Origin of the sequence: Candidatus Uabimicrobium helgolandensis, assembly GCF_041508025.1 — a bacterium.
Lineage (GTDB): Bacteria > Planctomycetota > Uabimicrobiia > Uabimicrobiales > Uabimicrobiaceae > Uabimicrobium > Uabimicrobium helgolandensis.
The window spans coordinates 8,046,854-8,063,959 of the sequence record NZ_CP165719.1 but is presented as its reverse complement, the minus strand read 5'-3'; the positions used below and the strand labels follow the sequence as shown (position 1 = coordinate 8,063,959).

Sequence of the window (17,106 nt, the reverse complement as noted above, 5' to 3'; positions counted from 1 at the left end):
TTAGGCGTTTTAATAATAGTCTTATTTTTCAGAAAAAAGTTTTGATAAACCTTCCATCACTTTAGGAACCGCCTGTATTCCTACAGATTGCGTTTCTTCATAGTGATCTGGTGCTGATTCAATCCATGGGTAATTTTCATCAAGAAGAAAATCGCATGGAGCAACCATGTAACCAATAGAATCGTCGGATAAACCGATGATGAATTTGTATTTAGCTGTCATCATTGATTTTACTGATTTTGCAACTTTAAAATCGCCACCTGTTTTGTGATGTTGTGGTTCTTTAAAGTATTTACCATTTTTACTATAAAAGTCTTTAGGAAGACCTATTGTTAGTTCTGGAAAAATCTCTCCTGGTACACAAGCAAATTGTGCAGGACCTATATCTATGCGTGATACTTGAGTTTTCAAAAAAGCTTCGCCGGCAATATCGCCTTCAAATTCGCGCTTATCAAAACCAATAAAACCTGCCAAAAATGCCATTCGGAACAAGTCATTGTCCAATTTAACTTTTATTTTTTCAGTTTTTGCACTTACAAATAAATTTTCAGCGAATGGTTGGTCTACGAGTTTTTCACGATGAAGTTTATTCACCAGTTCGCAACCAATTATTTCAGCCATTTTAAAGTTGTCGTGAATTTTTCCAGTAAAATCTTTTGGAATTTTCTCTACAGGAGTGTCAGGACTGTAAGGTGCAAAAGGTTCCCAAACAAAAGTGCGCAACATGGTCATTAGGCCACCTACAGCGCCATTGATAAAGATTCCATGCCCACCAAACATTTTTTGAGCTTGTGTATCTACAAAAGCTGGAAATCCTGGTGTTATAATATGCCCTGTTTTTTCTTTAGCGTTGTCTGGCGCACCATTTCCTTTATGGAAAGATAGAATAGCTTCAACATGGTTTGCCCACTGTACAAGAGTTACAAGTACTTCACCATTGGTTTTTACAGCTTGCATTCCCATAAGATCATCATCATAGATAATTGGGTCGCGAGTATCATTTAAACCAAAGCGAGTTTTTGTACCTAAGAAGCGCAATTTTGCAGGAGTACGGTTAGCAAAAGCATCTCGAAGTCCTTTTGCCGTAGCTTTTTGCATTTTACGAAACCAAGCACCGTTAATTCCATTTTCTAAGTTTTTGGCACCACTACGTCCTAGAGTATCAGGTCCCATATGACTATGGGTCGAGTGAATTGCAATGTGTTCAAAAGATAAATCACTTACAAGATTACGAATAAAATCACAGTCTTGTAGTTGCATCATATATAAATCTAATGAAACAAAGGCCACTTTTTTCTTAGTTGATGGGTCGTTGATAACCATAATGCGGGCATAGATACGGTCATGAATGTAATGTGCTTCACCGTTACCATTACCAATGTTTATTTTTCCATCGACAAAACTTGTGATTTTTTCCCCTGCGTCGTAGGCGGAACCGTCGCCAAATGTATATTTTCCATCACCGTCACTGTCAATCCATGTAGCAACTTCAGGAGTAATATCAACTTGGGTGTAACCAACTTCAAGAACATCATTAGCGTATATTGCGATAGTAAAAAGTAGAACAAGAACTAGTTTATGCATGTGTAGGTCCTTTACTTTTTGTCTGCCAGTTGGGTAAACATTTCTTGAAAAGAAGCAATTATTTTGTCGCCTTGGTCGCGACCATAAAGGTTAAGCATTGCTTCATATCCACCTTCGTCAAAATTTTCTTTATCACAAACATAACCCATGTGACCGTTTGCAAGACCAAATACGAATACATTTTTGTAACCTAGGTCTTTACCAATAGTTTTCAGAGAAGCACCAATCGCTGTAAGAGCTTCGCCAGGCATACAAGCGATTACTGAATCACCTATACGAATAGTTTGCAAACGAAAAGACATTGGTACAAGACCAGTGACTTCTACTTTTAATTTTTCGCCTAAACTTGGGTACATATTCTTTAGCGTGTTGTGCATGCCCCAACAATCAACTTGAGAATCTTCTCTTTCTTCCCACAACTCAACATTTAGGTGAGCCTTGCGGAATTTAATTGTTTTGTTAGCAACAGCAATTTTGACATTGTCTTGTGCACGAAGAGCAAGAGCTGTAGTTGTAACTACGTTACCAAGTTGTGTTCCTACTGCGTTAGCACCACCAGCTTTTCCTTGTTTCGGAGCAACGTCTCCTTCTGTTCCATTGATGAACATAGCAACCGTTGGCATATTTCTTTCGCGCATTGCTTTTTCAATTTGCCTTTCAGCAACACCCATGACATCGCCAGAGAATTTCAAATTACTTGCGCCATAGCAAGTTCCATGAATAGCAAAGTTGAAAAGAATGGCCATTGGTTTTCCATCAAGAGCTTCGACACGAAAAACACCTATCATTGGATCAAAAATACCAGGATGTTTACGACGGTTGCGTGTGAGATTGAAAGCCAAAGAAGTGGATGTTCCAATACGTGCTGGTTGTAGTTTACTATTCGCTTCAATAATTAGATCTGCTAGTCTTTGAACAAAAGGTTCATAGACGCGTTTGTCCATGAGGTCTACAGCCGCTACTGACCAGAAAACGCTGTCTATCATAGCACCTGGACCTGAATGAGTGTGTGTCCCGGTGATACATAAGTTTTTAAGTTTGATACCAGTTTTTTTGATTTTTTTTGCCACGTCTTTGACTAAATGCTGTGGTACTCCGCATGCGTCAGATTTTACTATGGCAATTTTAGTTTTACCGCTTTTGATGACCACAACTTTTGTGATAAGTGGGTCAATAACTCCTTCTGAAGGAGCAAGTAAAACATTATAATTTGATGGATCTAGATCAGGAAAACTCAGGCGTCTTTTCCCACCACCATAACCAGCTAATGGAGTTCCAATTTCTGGTGTTGTGTCTGCGCTAGCGACACCTGCTTCAATAGTTCCATCTGCATAAACAGGAACAACCATCAAAGCAGCTAGTATCATACAAAGACCAATAATATAGCGCTTCATTCATAACCTCCCATAATTAACAATATTGTTTAATAAGTAACTGATTATACAATAAGTTTTTATATTATTCAATAGGTCTGTGTGTAAGGATTTTTAGCATATAAACAGATTTGTGTTTATTTACAAACTCGAAGTGAATTACTTAGTGACGAATAATAGTCAAGTTAGGACGAAGTTCCGTCAAGTAGTTAAGGGTTACTTGTATCTTTTTTAGCTGTCATACAAGAAATATAAAGAATATAAAGAATATTTGTGTGTCTTGTTACTGTATTTATTGGCATTGGCAGTAGTGTTTAGGAAAAGAAATATAAAAAATAGAATATTGGCTTATATTTTGCATATAAGCCAATTCACTTTGTTGCTTATATTCTTAAAAGCAAACTAAAGACGATTACAATTTGCAGGGGATTATATGATGAAAAAATTGATTATACTTTTATTTATGAGCCACATATTGTGGGCAACTAATGGAATGAAATCCATTGGGTTTGGAAATAAAAATGTTGCAATGGGAGGAGCAGGTGTTGCTTTACACTTAGATCCTATGACTATGGCAAATAATCCAGCGGGGTTGGTGGAAGTGGAAGATTCTTTGTCTTTAGGACTAGAGATATTTAGCCCTCGTCGTACTTTTAGTACAGAAGATGCCGATTTGTTTGGGGCTGGTGCACCAGGTCGAGAAGAAGATAGTGATTCCAACTTTTTCTTTATACCCCATTTTGCTGTCAAAAGTGATATCATTCCTGGGCGATTATCTACAGGGATTGCGATTTTTGGGCAAGGTGGGATGAATACTGATTATAACAAAGGACCTTTCGAAAACGTACAACCTCCAGGAAGCCCTGGAATCGACGAACATCGAGGCGTTGATTTAGCGCATCTTTTTATTACACCTACAATGTCTATAAACTTGTGGAAAGGTGTTAACTTTGGATTTTCGCCAATTATTGGGCTTGCGAGTTTTAAAAGTAGTTCTTTCCAACCCGATGGCAATGTTAATCCTGGTTCAAACGAAAGAAACTATGCTTTTGGTTTTGGTGGACAATTTGGTTTGCAGATTGAACCGATTGAAAATTTGATACTCGGGGCACTTTATCGCACAGAAGTTTATTTTTCGGGTTTTAACGATTATGAAGACGTGTTTGTCGCATCTAATGGTTCAATCAACACTCCTCCTCTAATGGCTTTTGGAATTTCTTATAAGATTATGGACGTAACTTTAGCCTTTGATTATGAGCGTCAATTCTATACAGTGGTCGACACTATTGGAACTTCTACACTAAATGGTGGTTTTGGATGGAATGATATAAATGCGTTTAAGTTAGGTGCAGCGTATGATATAAATGAAAATTGGACAATTCGCGCTGGCTACAATTATGGTGACTCTCCTATAAGCGATGGAGATGTTTTTGCAAATGTCTTGGCTCCAGGTGTTACTCAACACCACGTAACTTGCGGAGCCACACTTAGTTTTGGCAATTGGGAAATTGACTTGACATATATGTATGCTTTTAATCATACTCAAAGACAGAATAATCAAAGGCTTGGAGCTGCTTTGAATTCACAAGGCACGAAAATAGAAATGTACCAACACAATATTGGAATTGGCTTGGTTTGGAAATTTGGTGTTGTAAACAAAGAGGAAGTAAAAGATGAACTTTAAAATAGAAATGCATAGTTTAGAGTTTTATGCAGTAATTGGTATTTTACTTGGCGCGTTGATCATGATTATATCAATTGCTTGGGTAAAAAAGATTCGTGAAATTGTACCACAAAAACAAATTTGGAAATGGAAAGTTCTTGCTACTTTAATGGGATTTTTCTTTATTGGTTATATTATGTTGACTTTACTTATTCTATACCAACTTCCTGTGAATCGCGATATCTTGACAAGCTTAGTTTTCCTTGGCGGAGCAGTGTTTGTATTTATCGTTATGGATGTAAGTCATCATACGATTAAGCAAATTCTCAACATGGATCAACTCAAAGAATTGAACGATGAACTTGAGCAACAAAAACAACATTTATCTGTTGTAAACCAAAACTTACAAGATACAATAGAAGACGTATTGGCTTTTTCCAAAATTGCCAACGAAGTTAGCCAAGGAAATTTCGATATTGAAATTCCGGAGATGACTAAAAATAAAGAATTAGCGAGTTTGTCTGGTTCTTTTTCACGTATGCTTGAAAGTTTAAAAATAGCAATGAATGCTCTTGATGAATAATTAATGAGTTATACTTGCAAGAGCATGAAATATAAAAGGTTTTAAAATATGGATTACTCTGCTATCTGTAAGTGTATAGAAGAAAATTTAGAAGATGCGATGATTCTGGTGACCGATGATGTTGGTTCAGTATTACATTTTAATAAAGATGCAACGGAAGAACTAGCTGCAATGACAGCGATCATATCTTTCAATGTTAAACAGCTAGGTGAATTGTTAGAAGAAGACTTTCCTAAAGTGGTTGTTTTTTCTCACGAAGGTAGCCGATATACTGTTTTGTTTTATAAGGAAATACTTGTGTTCATTAAAACAAAAAATAATGTTATGTTGTCGAAAATAACGAAATTAACAACACAAATAGACTCATTTTTGTAACAAGGGGAAGAGATGTCTATACTTGATGACATTACAAAAAAAATTGAGCGCCTACCAGGAATACAAGGCTTTATTTTTTATTGGAAAGGCAAAATAGTTAATTCTAGACTTCCAAAAGAAATATCCGATGATAGTTTAGAGTCGATTATAGAAATATTGACGAATGTTTATGGCATCTTGGACGATAATGGATACGATATTGACGATTTGTTTATTGGATATAAGACTCTTAACACTATAGTGCAGCCTTTTAAGCAAGGGAAATTGGTATTCTTTGCAGATGAAAAAATAAATTACAAAGTGTTTACTATGTCAGCAAAACCTATTTTTAAAAGTCTTGAAAGTACTGATACTTTAGCAATATATAACCAAACGCAAAAGAAGAAGGTTGAACCTGAAAAAGCCGCTGTCGATTATGTTCCAGAAAACATTTTAGACTCTATTCAGTCCAAAATGGCAAATATCATAGGTCCTATGGCAAAAATTCTTTTTAACAAAAATCGTAAATTTCCATCAGGAGAGTTTCCGCGAACCGAACTTCGTGTTTTCATTCAAAAACTGGCAGATTATATACCTGATGAGAAGCGTAGAGAAATGTTTTTCAAAGAAATTGTTCAATATTCTTTACAAATCACATCCATGAAAAGCACAGAAAGACTTGTGGCTCCTGAAGTAAGTGAAACAATTGTATCGATGAAATCCTCCGATTCTTTGGTTGGTAGTTCACTGGGAGGTTGCATTCTTCAAGAGATGATAGGTTCTGGTGGAATTGGCAAAGTATACAAAGGTAAACATTCTACTTTAGGTCTTGATGTCGCTGTTAAAATACTTTCTCCTAATTTTTATAGCTCCGAAGAGGCAATACAGCGCTTTAGCCAAGAAGGAAAAATTTTAGCTCAGATAGATCACCCAAACGTTGCAAAAGTAATAAATTTAGGCTTTGAATGCAATTTCCATTTTCTGGTAATGAAATTTATTGAAGGGCAAGATTTATTTTCTGTTTTACAGAATTGTGGTTATCTTCCATTGGAGCAAGCGGTGGATTATGGCATACAAATAGCTAGGGGTTTGGAATCTATTCACGGCCAAAATATTATCCATCGCGATATAAAACCCGCGAATGTTATTATCGAAGAAAACAAAATTATCAAAATAGTTGATTTTGGTAGCGTACGTATTCTTGATTCAAGTGCAGAGATGACAACAGAGGGGACGATTCTCGGGACACCACTTTATATGTCTCCAGAGCAATGTTTAGGCGAAGAACTTACACCTGCAAGTGATATTTATAGTTTAGGCGCAACTCTTTACCATTTGCTAACTGGTACTCCACCATTTGAAGAAAAAACATCAATGGAAACCATCTGGGCTCATGTGAAGCAAGATGTTATACCGCCTGTTCAGAAAATATCTCTTCCGCATAAATTATCTGATATTATTGTAAAAACGATGAATAAAAAAGTAAATGAACGCTATCAGTCGGCTTCAGAATTAGTACATGACTTAGAAAAAATAGCATTAAACAAGTAAAATTTTGAATTGATGACCTTATAGGTCATAGGTCGTCAATTCAAAATTTTGCGCGCCTTGGTAATACTAAATCGTTTTTACAAAAAAAATAATTTTCACTCCATAAGATATAAGTACTCTACTGCAGCAAGTTAAAAGCCTAAAATTTATTGCTCCTGATTAACAATTCTATTAGTAGAATTACAAAATACATATTACGGCTTATCTACGCCTTATTTAAGGCTCGATCCAGATTATAGTAAATGACTTACAAAAGTAGTTGATTTCAAAGGTTTAAGGACATACATCTAGGGATGTGAATTTTATATATTTTAACCCAAGTTGCGACCTATAAAAGTTATCGTACAGTCTGGTATAATTACTCTTACAAATTCGATGTGCGCGGTTCGAATCTCGTGAGACGCAGTCGTGGCACATGGCACGAAGTAAGGGTAATGCAATGAATTTTAATCATGAAAAATTAGATGTATATCAAGTATCACTAGAATATACAAAAGAAACATTTAATGTGATGGAGAAAATGCCATCAGGTTACAGTTAATATAGCAGAAGGCAATGCCAAATTTAGCAAAAAAGAGAAAGCAAGGTTTTTCTCTATAGCAAGAGCATCAGCAAATGAATGTAGTGCAGTATTCGATGTTGCTAAGATAGCCCAAATAATAGACTCAAAAGAAAAAGAGAAAATCAAAAAACTACTCTATAGAATAATTTGTATGCTTTCAAAGTTAATAGTCTAATTTTCGCACATGGAATATCGATCCACGACCACGAACCTCAAAAATCGAATTGCACACATCGTTTTTTTATACTGTTATAACGACTCTTCTCTTAAAGTAGGAAAAACAAGAAGGAGAAAGTCATGGAAAAAGAAATTATAATTGTTTTCTTATGGATTTGAGTTAAAAGTTGTCCTTTTTGTTCTCGCTTTCACTTTTTCTTGTTATTTTTAGGTCGCAACTTAAGTTATTTTAGAATGGTTTTAAAGGGATGAAAAATGATCGATTATGCTAGTTTCACACCATATAGCGCTTTGCTAGGGGGAATTGTAATCGGATTGTCTGCAATGTTATTGTTATTATTCAATGGAAAAATTTGCGGAATAAGCGGAATTACTGGTAATATTTTATTATTTAAAGGGCGCGATACTCTGTGGCGCACAATGTTTTTTATTGGTCTTATTTCTGGAGGTGTAATTACTTTTTATTTATTACCTTCAACGAAATTGTTTATTTCTAACTCGTCTACCATTACTTTAATTTGTGCAGGTTTACTTGTGGGTTATGGTACGCGTTTAGGTAGTGGTTGTACAAGTGGTCACGGTGTCTGCGGAATTTCTCGCTTTTCCGTGCGTTCTATCATTGCCACTGTCATTTTTATTGCTTCTGGTATGGTTTGCGTTTATGTTTTAAAGCATGTTGTAGGAGTTGAGGGATGAAAAGTATTATTGCTTTTTTTGTGGGAATTCTTTTTGCCGCTGGGTTAGTGATTTCAGGAATGACAAATCCAAATAAAGTACAAGCTTTTTTAGATATCTTTGGAAAGTGGGACCCGAGTTTGGCTCTTGTAATGGTGGGAGCAATAGGTGTCTATAGTTTATCTTATAAATGGATTGCACTTCGTAGTAAGCCAATATGTGCGTCTTCTTTTGATATGCCAACAACTAAAAATATTGACAAGAAACTTATTTTGGGGGCAATATTATTTGGTGGCGGCTGGGGATTGGCTGGATTCTGTCCTGGACCAGCTATTGTAAGTATTGCTCTTCTCAACAAACAAGTTCTCATTTTCTTCGGTGCGATGACTGCTGGTAGTTTACTGTTTCAATTAAAACAAAGGCATGAAGTGAACTAAAAAATCAAAGATCAAGAACTTGAGGAGTTTTTGTTTTTGCTAATCTGAGGAATCCATTTTTCAAGCATTTCTTTTAGTCCTTGTATTCTTATTGGTTTGTTAAGTTTGTCGTCTATCTCTATAAGGTTTTTTGTTTCAGTAAATACATCAGCTGTTAGTAGTATGATTATCGGGCGATTACCTTTTTGATGAATGTGTTTACTTGCTGTTATTCCATCCATTATTGGCATGTGGAGATCAATAAATATAATATCGTATTTTTTAGTTGCGGCTTTTTCTACTGCTTCTTCGCCGTTTTCCACTACGTCAATATTTGTTTGCCCTAGATGTTCGAAAAACTCAGTTGCTATTAGTCTGTTTGTGGTACTGTCGTCGGCGAGAAGTATTGATAGTGGCATTTTGTTTGTTTGTTTGCTTTGCGAAGTTTGTTTTTTACTAGGTACTGTTTTGTCTATTTGTAAAGGAATTGTGAAGGAGAATAAAGATCCTTCTTTTTCTGTACTTTTAACTATTATTTTTCCTTGCATCGCATGTACAATTTTTTGGCATATTGTTAGTCCAAGACCTGTGCCTTGGTGTTCTTTAGTCGAAGACGAATTGATTTGCACAAAACTTCCAAACAACGTTTCTATTTTGTTTTGAGGTATACCTATACCAGTGTCTTGTACATTGAATTCAATATTAGCGATATTTTTGTCAATATAATCAACGTTTATAGACAAAAGCACAGATCCTTTCTCTGTAAATTTTATAGCATTACCAACTAAGTTAATGAGTACTTGCCTTAGTCTTACATTATCCCCTATTAAATGTTGTGGTATTTCTTCGCTTACATTGCAAAAAAGAGTCAAGCCTTTTTCCTCTATCTTGATATCGAAGATATGAATTGTTTCTTGTAAAAATTTTCTTATTTCGAATGTTTGCAGTGTTAGATCGAACTTTCCCGATTCTAGTTTTGAAAAGTCTAGTATGTCGTTGATAAGAGAAAGTAGATGTTGACTACTGTAATTTAACGAATTTACGTAGTTTTGCTGTTTGTTATCAAGAGTAGTGTTGTTTATAAGCTGAGCAATTCCTAAAATTGTGTTCATAGGAGTTCTTATTTCGTGGCTCATTGTTGCTAGGAAATCAGACTTAATTTGCGTCGCTTTTTTTAAAGCTTTTTCTGTTTTTTTATGCTGTTCTATTTCTTTTTTTAGTGTTTGGTTTGTATCGCGAAGCTCAAGTGTTCTTTGTTGTACTTTTTTTTCTAACTGTTCATTGATTGTATTTTTTAATTGCAGTGTCTCTTGTTGTGCATTTTCCTTTTCTTTCGTAACCGTATTAAAACGATCGGCGAGGCTTACGGCTAAAAATACGGCGTCCCATACAATTCCAAACTGAACAACTATGCTAAATAGAAAACCATAATTTGTCAGGTAGTGACCAATTATACCAAAACGTTGTAAAAGCATTTGTAAAAAAAGAAGCAGTAGGGCGCACCAAGAATATAAGAAGTATCTCGCTGGCTGGTAACCTTTTACTAGAGACTGAAAACTTGCTACGACAATGGCTATTATGTTGGTAATACCAACAATGAAAAAAAATATAAGAACAAAGTGATGATGTACAAAACTTAAAGGCATCAGTAATATATTGGATATTCTAATTGTATTTATTATTTTATATGAGTAGTTTGTTTTTGGTATGTTGAGGAAATTTATACTAAATGACGCAAGAAATATAATGGTTAAAGAACCAAATACGATAGAGCTAGAGTATATCAAGTCAGCTGAAATGTGTGGTAAAAAAGAAAATATAAACCCTTTTGTACACATAAAAAGAAGAGAAATGCTAAGAACATAGGAAACATAGTACAAGTAACAAATATCTTTTAAGATAATGAACAAGAATATGTTATAAAGAGCTAAAGCTAATATTATTCCTATGTAAAAGAAGGATAAAGTGTACTCATTGGCCTGATTTTTTACTAATTCGTTTTCTTCCCATAGTATAATAGGAAAGAAAAATGGACCTGTATTTTGAATACGTAAGTAGTATGTTGTTTTTCGAGGAGTTGAAATGTTTATAACGTGGGTAGGGTGAATTATTTCTTTTTTGTTGAGATGAGAATAGCCACTTTGTTTTTTTAAAACTTTCCCATGTTCTTTGTAATACAAAGTTATATTTTTAATTCTAAAAAATTTTATCTCTATAACCCATTTTTTGCGTTTTTCACTTTGATTGTCGATTGTAAATTTTAGCCAGTAAGTGGTTTTTCCCATTCCCATATTAGGAACTATTTCGGTACTTTGTACGAATTTTGATGAATATTCTTGAGATGATACTTCTGCAAAACCTAGCTTCTGATCTTTGTCATGCAAAAACTGTATATATTTTCCTATTAAATATCTATTTTCATGTTTGTTGAGAGTGATGTGATTTTCTGCTCTTAACATTGACGCTATGATAAAAAAGAAAATGATATGTATTATTTTTGTCATTATTTAAGTCTTTTGTTTTAGCTATATCTGTATAAGTATTTTACAGATAAAAAGGTTTGTTAAAAAGAATTTATAATGAGATTGTGATAGCTATTCGCTATTCTCTATTCTCTATTCACAATCGCAATGTTCAAATCAAAAATGGATGAGTGCAAATGAATTTTAAAAGCGTTTAGGGTCTGAACTGTGACCTTAACCAAAAATTCAAGGAGATTTTCATACAACTCAACCACGAAAAACTAGACGTTTACAAGGCTTCTACTCAATTTTTAGCTTTATTATTTTCAATTATCCAAAACATGCCTCCCGGCTATGCTTTTCTCGCTGATCAGCTTAAACGTGCTTGTTTATCCATGCGCAGATACTAAAGTGTATTATATATTGCAAATTTTGCAAATATTTAATAGATTTTAGCGCCAGCCGCGAATAACGATAATGCCTTTTTCAGCATTGCAAACAAATAATGTTTTTTGGTGCAAAGTGAATATGCCATTTTGTTGAAAACTAGTGATAAGGTTTGGCTTTTGATCTGTCAATTTGTATATGTTTATTGTGTCTTTGCGTTGTAGTGCTAAGTAAGGTAGTTCTAAACTCCCTTGACTAATCTCTTCTTGCCAATCCCAGCCATGGATATTTATATTTGGTTTTTGGTGTTTGTTGTTATCTAGGCTAAGAATTTGCAAACTATAGTTAGCGGTACTTTTGCTTTCTTTTTGTGTGGAAAATAAGGCATTTCCTTTTGACTGTCCTATGAAAGATAATTGACTAAATGATGTATTTCCTACATTTTCATAAGTAGGAATATGCATATTGTTTATAAAATTATCAGTATAGAATACAAGAAGATCATTTTTAAAACCGTAGTATAAATGGTCTTTTTGGGTTGCTATAAATTGAATGTTATCAAGTTCTTTAATAATGGTAGGTTTTCTTACATTTGATATATCAAGTATAGAAAGACCGCGTTCAAGTTGGACAAATAAGTATTGTTCAGACGCGACTAAACTTTTTGGCATTTCGACATAGTGAATTTTTGCACGGTCTGAAAATAAGGCTATTTCTTTAATGAAGTGGATATTCTCTTTCAATTCAAATACTAGTATACTTGTTTCGTAGCCCCCAGGAGGAACAATATACAAGTAGTTATTTTTGAATAACATTTTACAGTTTTGTCCGAAATAGTGGTGATATTTTCGAGTTAACGAAGATAGTTTTTTACTTGCAATTACTGTAATTTTGTTGAGATCTTTTATACTTGCAATATGTAAGGTGGCTGAATCTAATTCCTTACTAGTTGTGATGAAGAAAATTTTTTGTTGCTCAGCGTGTATACTACGAATTTGATCATTTTTACTTAAATTGGCAGGTTTCCAATTTTTTTGTACGATGTCTGCAGAACTTGTAATTGTGCATACAAGAAAAAATATAAAATATTTAAACATGAATGATAGCCCCTAGTTATAAAGATATATCTTTTGTTTATCTTGTTTTGTTATATCTACATCATAACTTTTATTGTATTGAAAAACCAATATTGATTTGGTAACATTTTTCGATGAGTACTTATATTTTTTCTGTTAGGAAATGTAATGAATACAGTAAAAAGCACGGTAACATTCTCTAAAATTTCTACCGGAACATTGCAAATGATTAAGGATTTGCGTAAAGAAAAAAAAGAACAGTCTATATTTTGTTACTCATATGACGGAGACTTGGAGTTCTTGTTTTATTTTTTTCTTAGCTTTTTCTTGGTCTTTCCTGCATTATTTTTTATGGCAAATATTAATTCATACGATATTACATTTGTTGTTCTTGTTGCTTCTTGCTATTTATTTGGGCACTGGTTTCGTCATTATTATTATGAGACTGAGTCGTGTTTGTTTTGCGATTTTCAATATTTGGTCTATTTCGATTTTAGAGGTTTAACTATTTATAATCTGTTGGACGCTGATGGCGATACAACTATTAAAAAAATAGATTTTGTTAAAGGTAATGATCACGAAGGACTCGTTATTAAATTTTTAACAGGCGAAAAAATAAATATTTATGCGCAAGAAGGACTAAATAAATACATTGATGTGCTTCACAAAATTCAATACAACGAAGAAAAATCTATGTTGTCATCAGAAACATTGACTAGTAGTCGTCATCCTTTGCTTATTGTAACTACCTATGACGTTATTTACTATTCTGTTCTCATCTATTTTTTATGCGGCGGAAGTCTTTTTTAGCAATCTATAAACTATTTGAGATTTTTGAGTATGTTTGTTAAAACATGTCGATATTTCTTTTCCACGTTATTTAACTCTTTTAAAATAAGAGTTAGTACTTTACCTTTTACCAATCCCTTAACTTTGTTACTTTCTATTACAAAGCGCACTTTACGCTTTTAAGGGCCTCACTGCTCCTTAAAATAGACTATATTATATAAAAGCTTAAATGTTAACATGCCTGACAAAAGTATTTTAATTTAATTGACAAAATTACTGTGGTTTGTGTACACTTGATGCTTCTGAAATCCTGAAAAAATACTGTTTTCATTGGAATCTAATTAATGAGCTACCAAAGTCTACTAGGGAAACCCCTTCCACAAAATTCACTTGTTGTTCCCGCTCAATATCTTGTTTTTAACAAAAGGTATTATTGTACTTTTTTTTTAGAAATAGAAAGTGAAATTGGGCGCGGAACTTATAAGCGAGTAGAGAAAGCAAAAGTCGTCGAAATTCTTGGTACGCTGCCTTTACCTGAAATTTCTTCGTTGAAGAATACTAGTATCGCCTTATATCGTCCTCGGGAATCGTTTGATTTGTTTGTGAATGATGTAGAAGATATTATTAAATTAGATGAGGCCGATATAAGTAATTATGTTATTAAGAGTTATATTGCTCGAATAAAAGGACATTCTTTATTTTTATCTGAAAATTATCAAGGTACAATTGAAAAATACTCATATCTATTTAGTAAAAACCTGATCAAAAAAAATATCGATGTCGATGATCTACAATTTTGCTTGCGAAAATCGCTGAGTTTGCTATTGCCCGCTGAACATGTCGATTCTGTCGCAAACGAAATTCTTGATCACAATGATTTGATTAATACTCCTTTTATGTTTTCGAAATTTTTACCTCGATCTATAGAAATGAATTTTTGCCGCACTAGCGAGGAAGAAATTTTGCAAAATGTATATGATTTAGTGGCTATGGTTTGCTATCATGCAGCAGAGGGGATTTATTTTCGTGATTTACGCCCAGATAACTTTCGCCTCAACGAACGCAATGAAATTCGCCTTATTGACCCCTCTTATATTTCAAAAAAAGTAAAACCGCGATTTCGCTATAATCAGTTTATCCAACAGACGACGCCTGAATATTTACCTAGTGAATTAACGTTATTGTTGCGGCAAAAAAACAAACATTATATCATCAATTATTTTGCAAAATTTACTGAAGGTGTTTGTGTTGGGATGTTGGAAAGAGTACTTAAAAAGATATTTATGCCGAGTTATATGAAAGAGCGTTATGACTCACTACACCATTTGCCTAACAGTGAAAGAATTTCACAAGCGAATCAGTGCAAAATAGATGAAGATATTGATTTTTTTAAAGACACTTCGTTGAATTACGATATCTCTCACTTTGAACAGTACCAAAAAAGTATTGAAGATCGTATTGCTCGCGAAGATGTTCCCGAAAGAATTCAGAAGCGAATAAGTAAGGTTATTCAATTATTGCGTTTATATTCAAAGCCTAAGGTGAGCATGGTGGGTTGCGAGACTTTTTTACAAGATCGCGGTAGCACTGTTTCTATAGAGTATTTACCTAAGATGGTTACTAAAGTGTTGGGAATTACACCGCGCCTGGTAAAAGCAACTAACAAATACCAAGGAGCGTCACTAAAGGATATATCACAAACTAAGACGAAATCAGGAAACGTTGGTTTTAACACAACGAAAAGATTTTTGAATATAAAAGGGAATGTTCACGAACGGTTTCAAACGAAACGTCGTTTGATAAAAGATTTAGTTGTTCGACCCCAAAAGTCTATGGATCTTTCTATTACTGTCAAGGATAGCAAACTGCAGGAAGTTTTTGATATTATTAATCGTAAACATATACGACTTAAAGTTTTTTTCTTGAATAACCCTAGTTTTTTTACAAAGTTACAAAAAAGTTGTACTGCGATGGGGTCTGGCAAAGAGCAACTGCTTGATTTTTTTGAGAAAGCTGATAGTCTTTTTGATGACAAACAAGTATATGAAAGTCTTGAGGTAAAAACAAAAGAGCGGCTTCCTAAGAATATAGTAGACTATTTTAACAACAAAGTTTCTAGTGAATTTACAGCACTGTTAGAAGAAGCAAGTAGCGAAGAGAAATTAGAAAATTTAGTTGTAAAGCAAGTGATTCGCGTTGTAAAAATTTGCTATTTATGTAGCTTGGATATAGGAGCAAATATAGAAAGCTATCTCCCTGATTTTGGGAAAGATTTACTAGATTTTGTTCAACAAAATGATGAAGAATACAGTTTTAAAAATATTGATGATACTATAACATTTATGATAAAAAAAATATGAGAGCAAAATCAAATAGACCTAAAGATTGCATATATGTTGGCAAAGGAGGTTTAAAACTTCAGTTTGCTTTGGAACATTTTTGCTGCGATGTTTTTGATAAAACGGTTGCTGATCTTGGAAGTCACAAAGGTGGGTTTGTCGATTGTTTACTCCACCATAAAGCTAAAAAAGTATACTCGGTAGATACTTGTTACGGTCTACTTGATTGGAAATTGCGTAATGATTCGCGTGTCGAAGTATTTGAGCGTAAAAACGCTCTATATTGGCTTTCACCGCAAAAATTAGATATTATTACTATTGATGTTGGTTGGACAAAACAAGCGCTCATTTTACCAGCAGCTTTACGAAATTTAAACGATGGCGGTATTATTTTATCTCTCCTTAAACCTCAGTATGAATGTGAAAAAAAACAACTGTCCAAAGGGGTTTTAGCAGAAGAAAAAATACAAGATATTATTAATAATGTAAGTGTTGAAATTGCTTCCTCTTTTTCGCAAGTTGAATATGCATACTCTCCATATAAAGGTAGTGGGGGAAATACTGAGGCATGGTTTTATCTAAAAAAATAAAAAATAACGGAGGTTTTACTTTACTTGAGATTTTAATAGCACTTGTGGTTTTTGTGTTGGGTAGCGTAAGTATTTGGAGTTTGTTTGCTGTTGCCATAAATACATACAACGAATCTCTTGATTATCAGACAGCTTCTTTGTTTGCCGAAACAATAATTACTGATTTTGAAGACGTTGTCTTTGTAAAGGGCGTTATTTTGCGTTCTTCATATAGTAGTGATGATAAAGATTTTTTTGATTATCGAAAAAATTTTCGCGGATATAAGTACCAGATTAAATGGGTAGATCTTGGTAGTGATGCGCTGCTTATAAAACTAACAATTTTTTATCAACGCCGCGGAGTGGAACGAGAATTTAAATTTCGTACAGTGTTATACCGTACAATGAATATACGAGGTCATTAGTTTTCTGATGCAGTGACCTTGAATTGGAAATTTATAGTAATATATCTATAGGAGATAGATGGAATAGTTTCATCGCATCTCTTAAAATCTTTTGAATTAACCTTCGTAGGAGATAAACTTT

At 34.0% G+C, this 17,106-nt stretch carries 15 protein-coding genes; 11 read left to right on the top strand and 4 right to left on the bottom strand.

The annotated features are described in order from the left end of the window. Nucleotides 1-21: 21 nt before the first annotated feature. Both UABHE_RS29690 and UABHE_RS29685 read right to left on the bottom strand, forming a co-directional pair. A complete protein-coding gene (locus tag UABHE_RS29690) occupies nt 22-1,584 on the bottom strand; it encodes a hypothetical protein (protein WP_372366996.1) in 1,563 nt (520 codons plus the stop codon). Between the two features lie 11 nt (nt 1,585-1,595). Then, on the bottom strand, nt 1,596-2,978 hold the full coding sequence (locus tag UABHE_RS29685) for a neutral/alkaline non-lysosomal ceramidase N-terminal domain-containing protein (protein WP_372366995.1): 1,383 nt from the start codon (nt 2,976-2,978) through the stop codon (nt 1,596-1,598). 412 nt (nt 2,979-3,390) lie between these two features. Here UABHE_RS29685 and UABHE_RS29680 point away from each other — a divergent pair, with 412 nt between their 5' ends. The 7 genes from UABHE_RS29680 (at nt 3,391) to UABHE_RS29650 (ending at nt 8,959) form a co-directional block, all read left to right on the top strand. Continuing rightward, nucleotides 3,391-4,641, top strand: coding sequence for an OmpP1/FadL family transporter (locus UABHE_RS29680; protein WP_372366994.1), 1,251 nt, complete (start codon nt 3,391-3,393; stop codon nt 4,639-4,641). Continuing rightward, a complete protein-coding gene (locus UABHE_RS29675) occupies nt 4,631-5,203 on the top strand; it encodes a hypothetical protein (RefSeq protein WP_372366993.1) in 573 nt (190 codons plus the stop codon). The genes UABHE_RS29680 and UABHE_RS29675 overlap by 11 nt, the downstream gene beginning before the upstream one ends. Nucleotides 5,204-5,251: 48 nt before the next feature. Next, the gene (locus UABHE_RS29670) at nt 5,252-5,578 is read left to right on the top strand and encodes a hypothetical protein (protein WP_372366992.1); all 327 of its coding nucleotides are present in this window, start codon (nt 5,252-5,254) and stop codon (nt 5,576-5,578) included. A 12-nt stretch (nt 5,579-5,590) separates the two neighbouring features. Then, the gene (locus tag UABHE_RS29665; RefSeq protein ID WP_372366991.1) at nt 5,591-7,108 is read left to right on the top strand and encodes a serine/threonine protein kinase; all 1,518 of its coding nucleotides are present in this window, start codon (nt 5,591-5,593) and stop codon (nt 7,106-7,108) included. Nucleotides 7,109-7,650: 542 nt separating this feature from the next. Further along, a complete protein-coding gene (locus UABHE_RS29660) occupies nt 7,651-7,845 on the top strand; it encodes a four helix bundle protein (RefSeq protein ID WP_372371558.1) in 195 nt (64 codons plus the stop codon). A gap of 257 nt (nt 7,846-8,102) precedes the next feature. Next, on the top strand, nt 8,103-8,543 hold the full coding sequence (locus UABHE_RS29655) for a YeeE/YedE family protein (protein ID WP_372366990.1): 441 nt from the start codon (nt 8,103-8,105) through the stop codon (nt 8,541-8,543). Beyond that, complete coding sequence (locus UABHE_RS29650) at nt 8,540-8,959, top strand: DUF6691 family protein (protein WP_372366989.1); 420 nt, start codon at nt 8,540-8,542, stop codon at nt 8,957-8,959. The genes UABHE_RS29655 and UABHE_RS29650 overlap by 4 nt, the downstream gene beginning before the upstream one ends. An 11-nt stretch (nt 8,960-8,970) precedes the next feature. On the opposite strand, the gene UABHE_RS29645 is transcribed toward UABHE_RS29650, so the two are convergent. Then, nucleotides 8,971-11,442 carry a 7TM diverse intracellular signaling domain-containing protein gene (locus UABHE_RS29645; RefSeq protein WP_372366988.1) on the bottom strand — a complete coding sequence of 824 codons (2,472 nt, stop codon included), beginning with the start codon at nt 11,440-11,442 and terminating at the stop codon, nt 8,971-8,973. Between the two features lie 410 nt (nt 11,443-11,852). Then, nucleotides 11,853-12,884, bottom strand: coding sequence for a hypothetical protein (locus UABHE_RS29640; protein ID WP_372366987.1), 1,032 nt, complete (start codon nt 12,882-12,884; stop codon nt 11,853-11,855). Between the two features lie 147 nt (nt 12,885-13,031). Here UABHE_RS29640 and UABHE_RS29635 point away from each other — a divergent pair, with 147 nt between their 5' ends. From UABHE_RS29635 to UABHE_RS29620, 4 genes are all read left to right on the top strand, one after another. After that, on the top strand, nt 13,032-13,673 hold the full coding sequence (locus UABHE_RS29635; RefSeq protein ID WP_372366986.1) for a hypothetical protein: 642 nt from the start codon (nt 13,032-13,034) through the stop codon (nt 13,671-13,673). Between the two features lie 323 nt (nt 13,674-13,996). Beyond that, complete coding sequence (locus UABHE_RS29630; protein ID WP_372366985.1) at nt 13,997-16,012, top strand: hypothetical protein; 2,016 nt, start codon at nt 13,997-13,999, stop codon at nt 16,010-16,012. Beyond that, complete coding sequence (locus tag UABHE_RS29625; RefSeq protein WP_372366984.1) at nt 16,009-16,581, top strand: SAM-dependent methyltransferase; 573 nt, start codon at nt 16,009-16,011, stop codon at nt 16,579-16,581. Before UABHE_RS29630 ends, UABHE_RS29625 begins: the two co-directional genes overlap by 4 nt. After that, entirely contained in the window at nt 16,560-16,985 is a 426-nt protein-coding gene (locus UABHE_RS29620; protein WP_372366982.1) for a prepilin-type N-terminal cleavage/methylation domain-containing protein, read from the top strand. The genes UABHE_RS29625 and UABHE_RS29620 overlap by 22 nt, the downstream gene beginning before the upstream one ends. Nucleotides 16,986-17,106: the final 121 nt, after the last annotated feature.

What these genes read in the sequence shown, in the direction of transcription:
- UABHE_RS29690 (WP_372366996.1), bottom strand. Translation starts at nt 1,584, where the DNA reads ATGCATAAACTAGTTCTTGTTCTACTTTTTACTATCGCAATATACGCT.
- UABHE_RS29685 (WP_372366995.1), bottom strand. Translation starts at nt 2,978, where the DNA reads ATGAAGCGCTATATTATTGGTCTTTGTATGATACTAGCTGCTTTGATG.
- UABHE_RS29680 (WP_372366994.1), top strand. Translation starts at nt 3,391, where the DNA reads ATGATGAAAAAATTGATTATACTTTTATTTATGAGCCACATATTGTGG.
- UABHE_RS29675 (WP_372366993.1), top strand. Translation starts at nt 4,631, where the DNA reads ATGAACTTTAAAATAGAAATGCATAGTTTAGAGTTTTATGCAGTAATT.
- UABHE_RS29670 (WP_372366992.1), top strand. Translation starts at nt 5,252, where the DNA reads ATGGATTACTCTGCTATCTGTAAGTGTATAGAAGAAAATTTAGAAGAT.
- UABHE_RS29665 (WP_372366991.1), top strand. Translation starts at nt 5,591, where the DNA reads ATGTCTATACTTGATGACATTACAAAAAAAATTGAGCGCCTACCAGGA.
- UABHE_RS29655 (WP_372366990.1), top strand. Translation starts at nt 8,103, where the DNA reads ATGATCGATTATGCTAGTTTCACACCATATAGCGCTTTGCTAGGGGGA.
- UABHE_RS29650 (WP_372366989.1), top strand. Translation starts at nt 8,540, where the DNA reads ATGAAAAGTATTATTGCTTTTTTTGTGGGAATTCTTTTTGCCGCTGGG.
- UABHE_RS29645 (WP_372366988.1), bottom strand. Translation starts at nt 11,442, where the DNA reads ATGACAAAAATAATACATATCATTTTCTTTTTTATCATAGCGTCAATG.
- UABHE_RS29640 (WP_372366987.1), bottom strand. Translation starts at nt 12,884, where the DNA reads ATGTTTAAATATTTTATATTTTTTCTTGTATGCACAATTACAAGTTCT.
- UABHE_RS29635 (WP_372366986.1), top strand. Translation starts at nt 13,032, where the DNA reads ATGAATACAGTAAAAAGCACGGTAACATTCTCTAAAATTTCTACCGGA.
- UABHE_RS29630 (WP_372366985.1), top strand. Translation starts at nt 13,997, where the DNA reads ATGAGCTACCAAAGTCTACTAGGGAAACCCCTTCCACAAAATTCACTT.
- UABHE_RS29625 (WP_372366984.1), top strand. Translation starts at nt 16,009, where the DNA reads ATGAGAGCAAAATCAAATAGACCTAAAGATTGCATATATGTTGGCAAA.
- UABHE_RS29620 (WP_372366982.1), top strand. Translation starts at nt 16,560, where the DNA reads ATGGTTTTATCTAAAAAAATAAAAAATAACGGAGGTTTTACTTTACTT.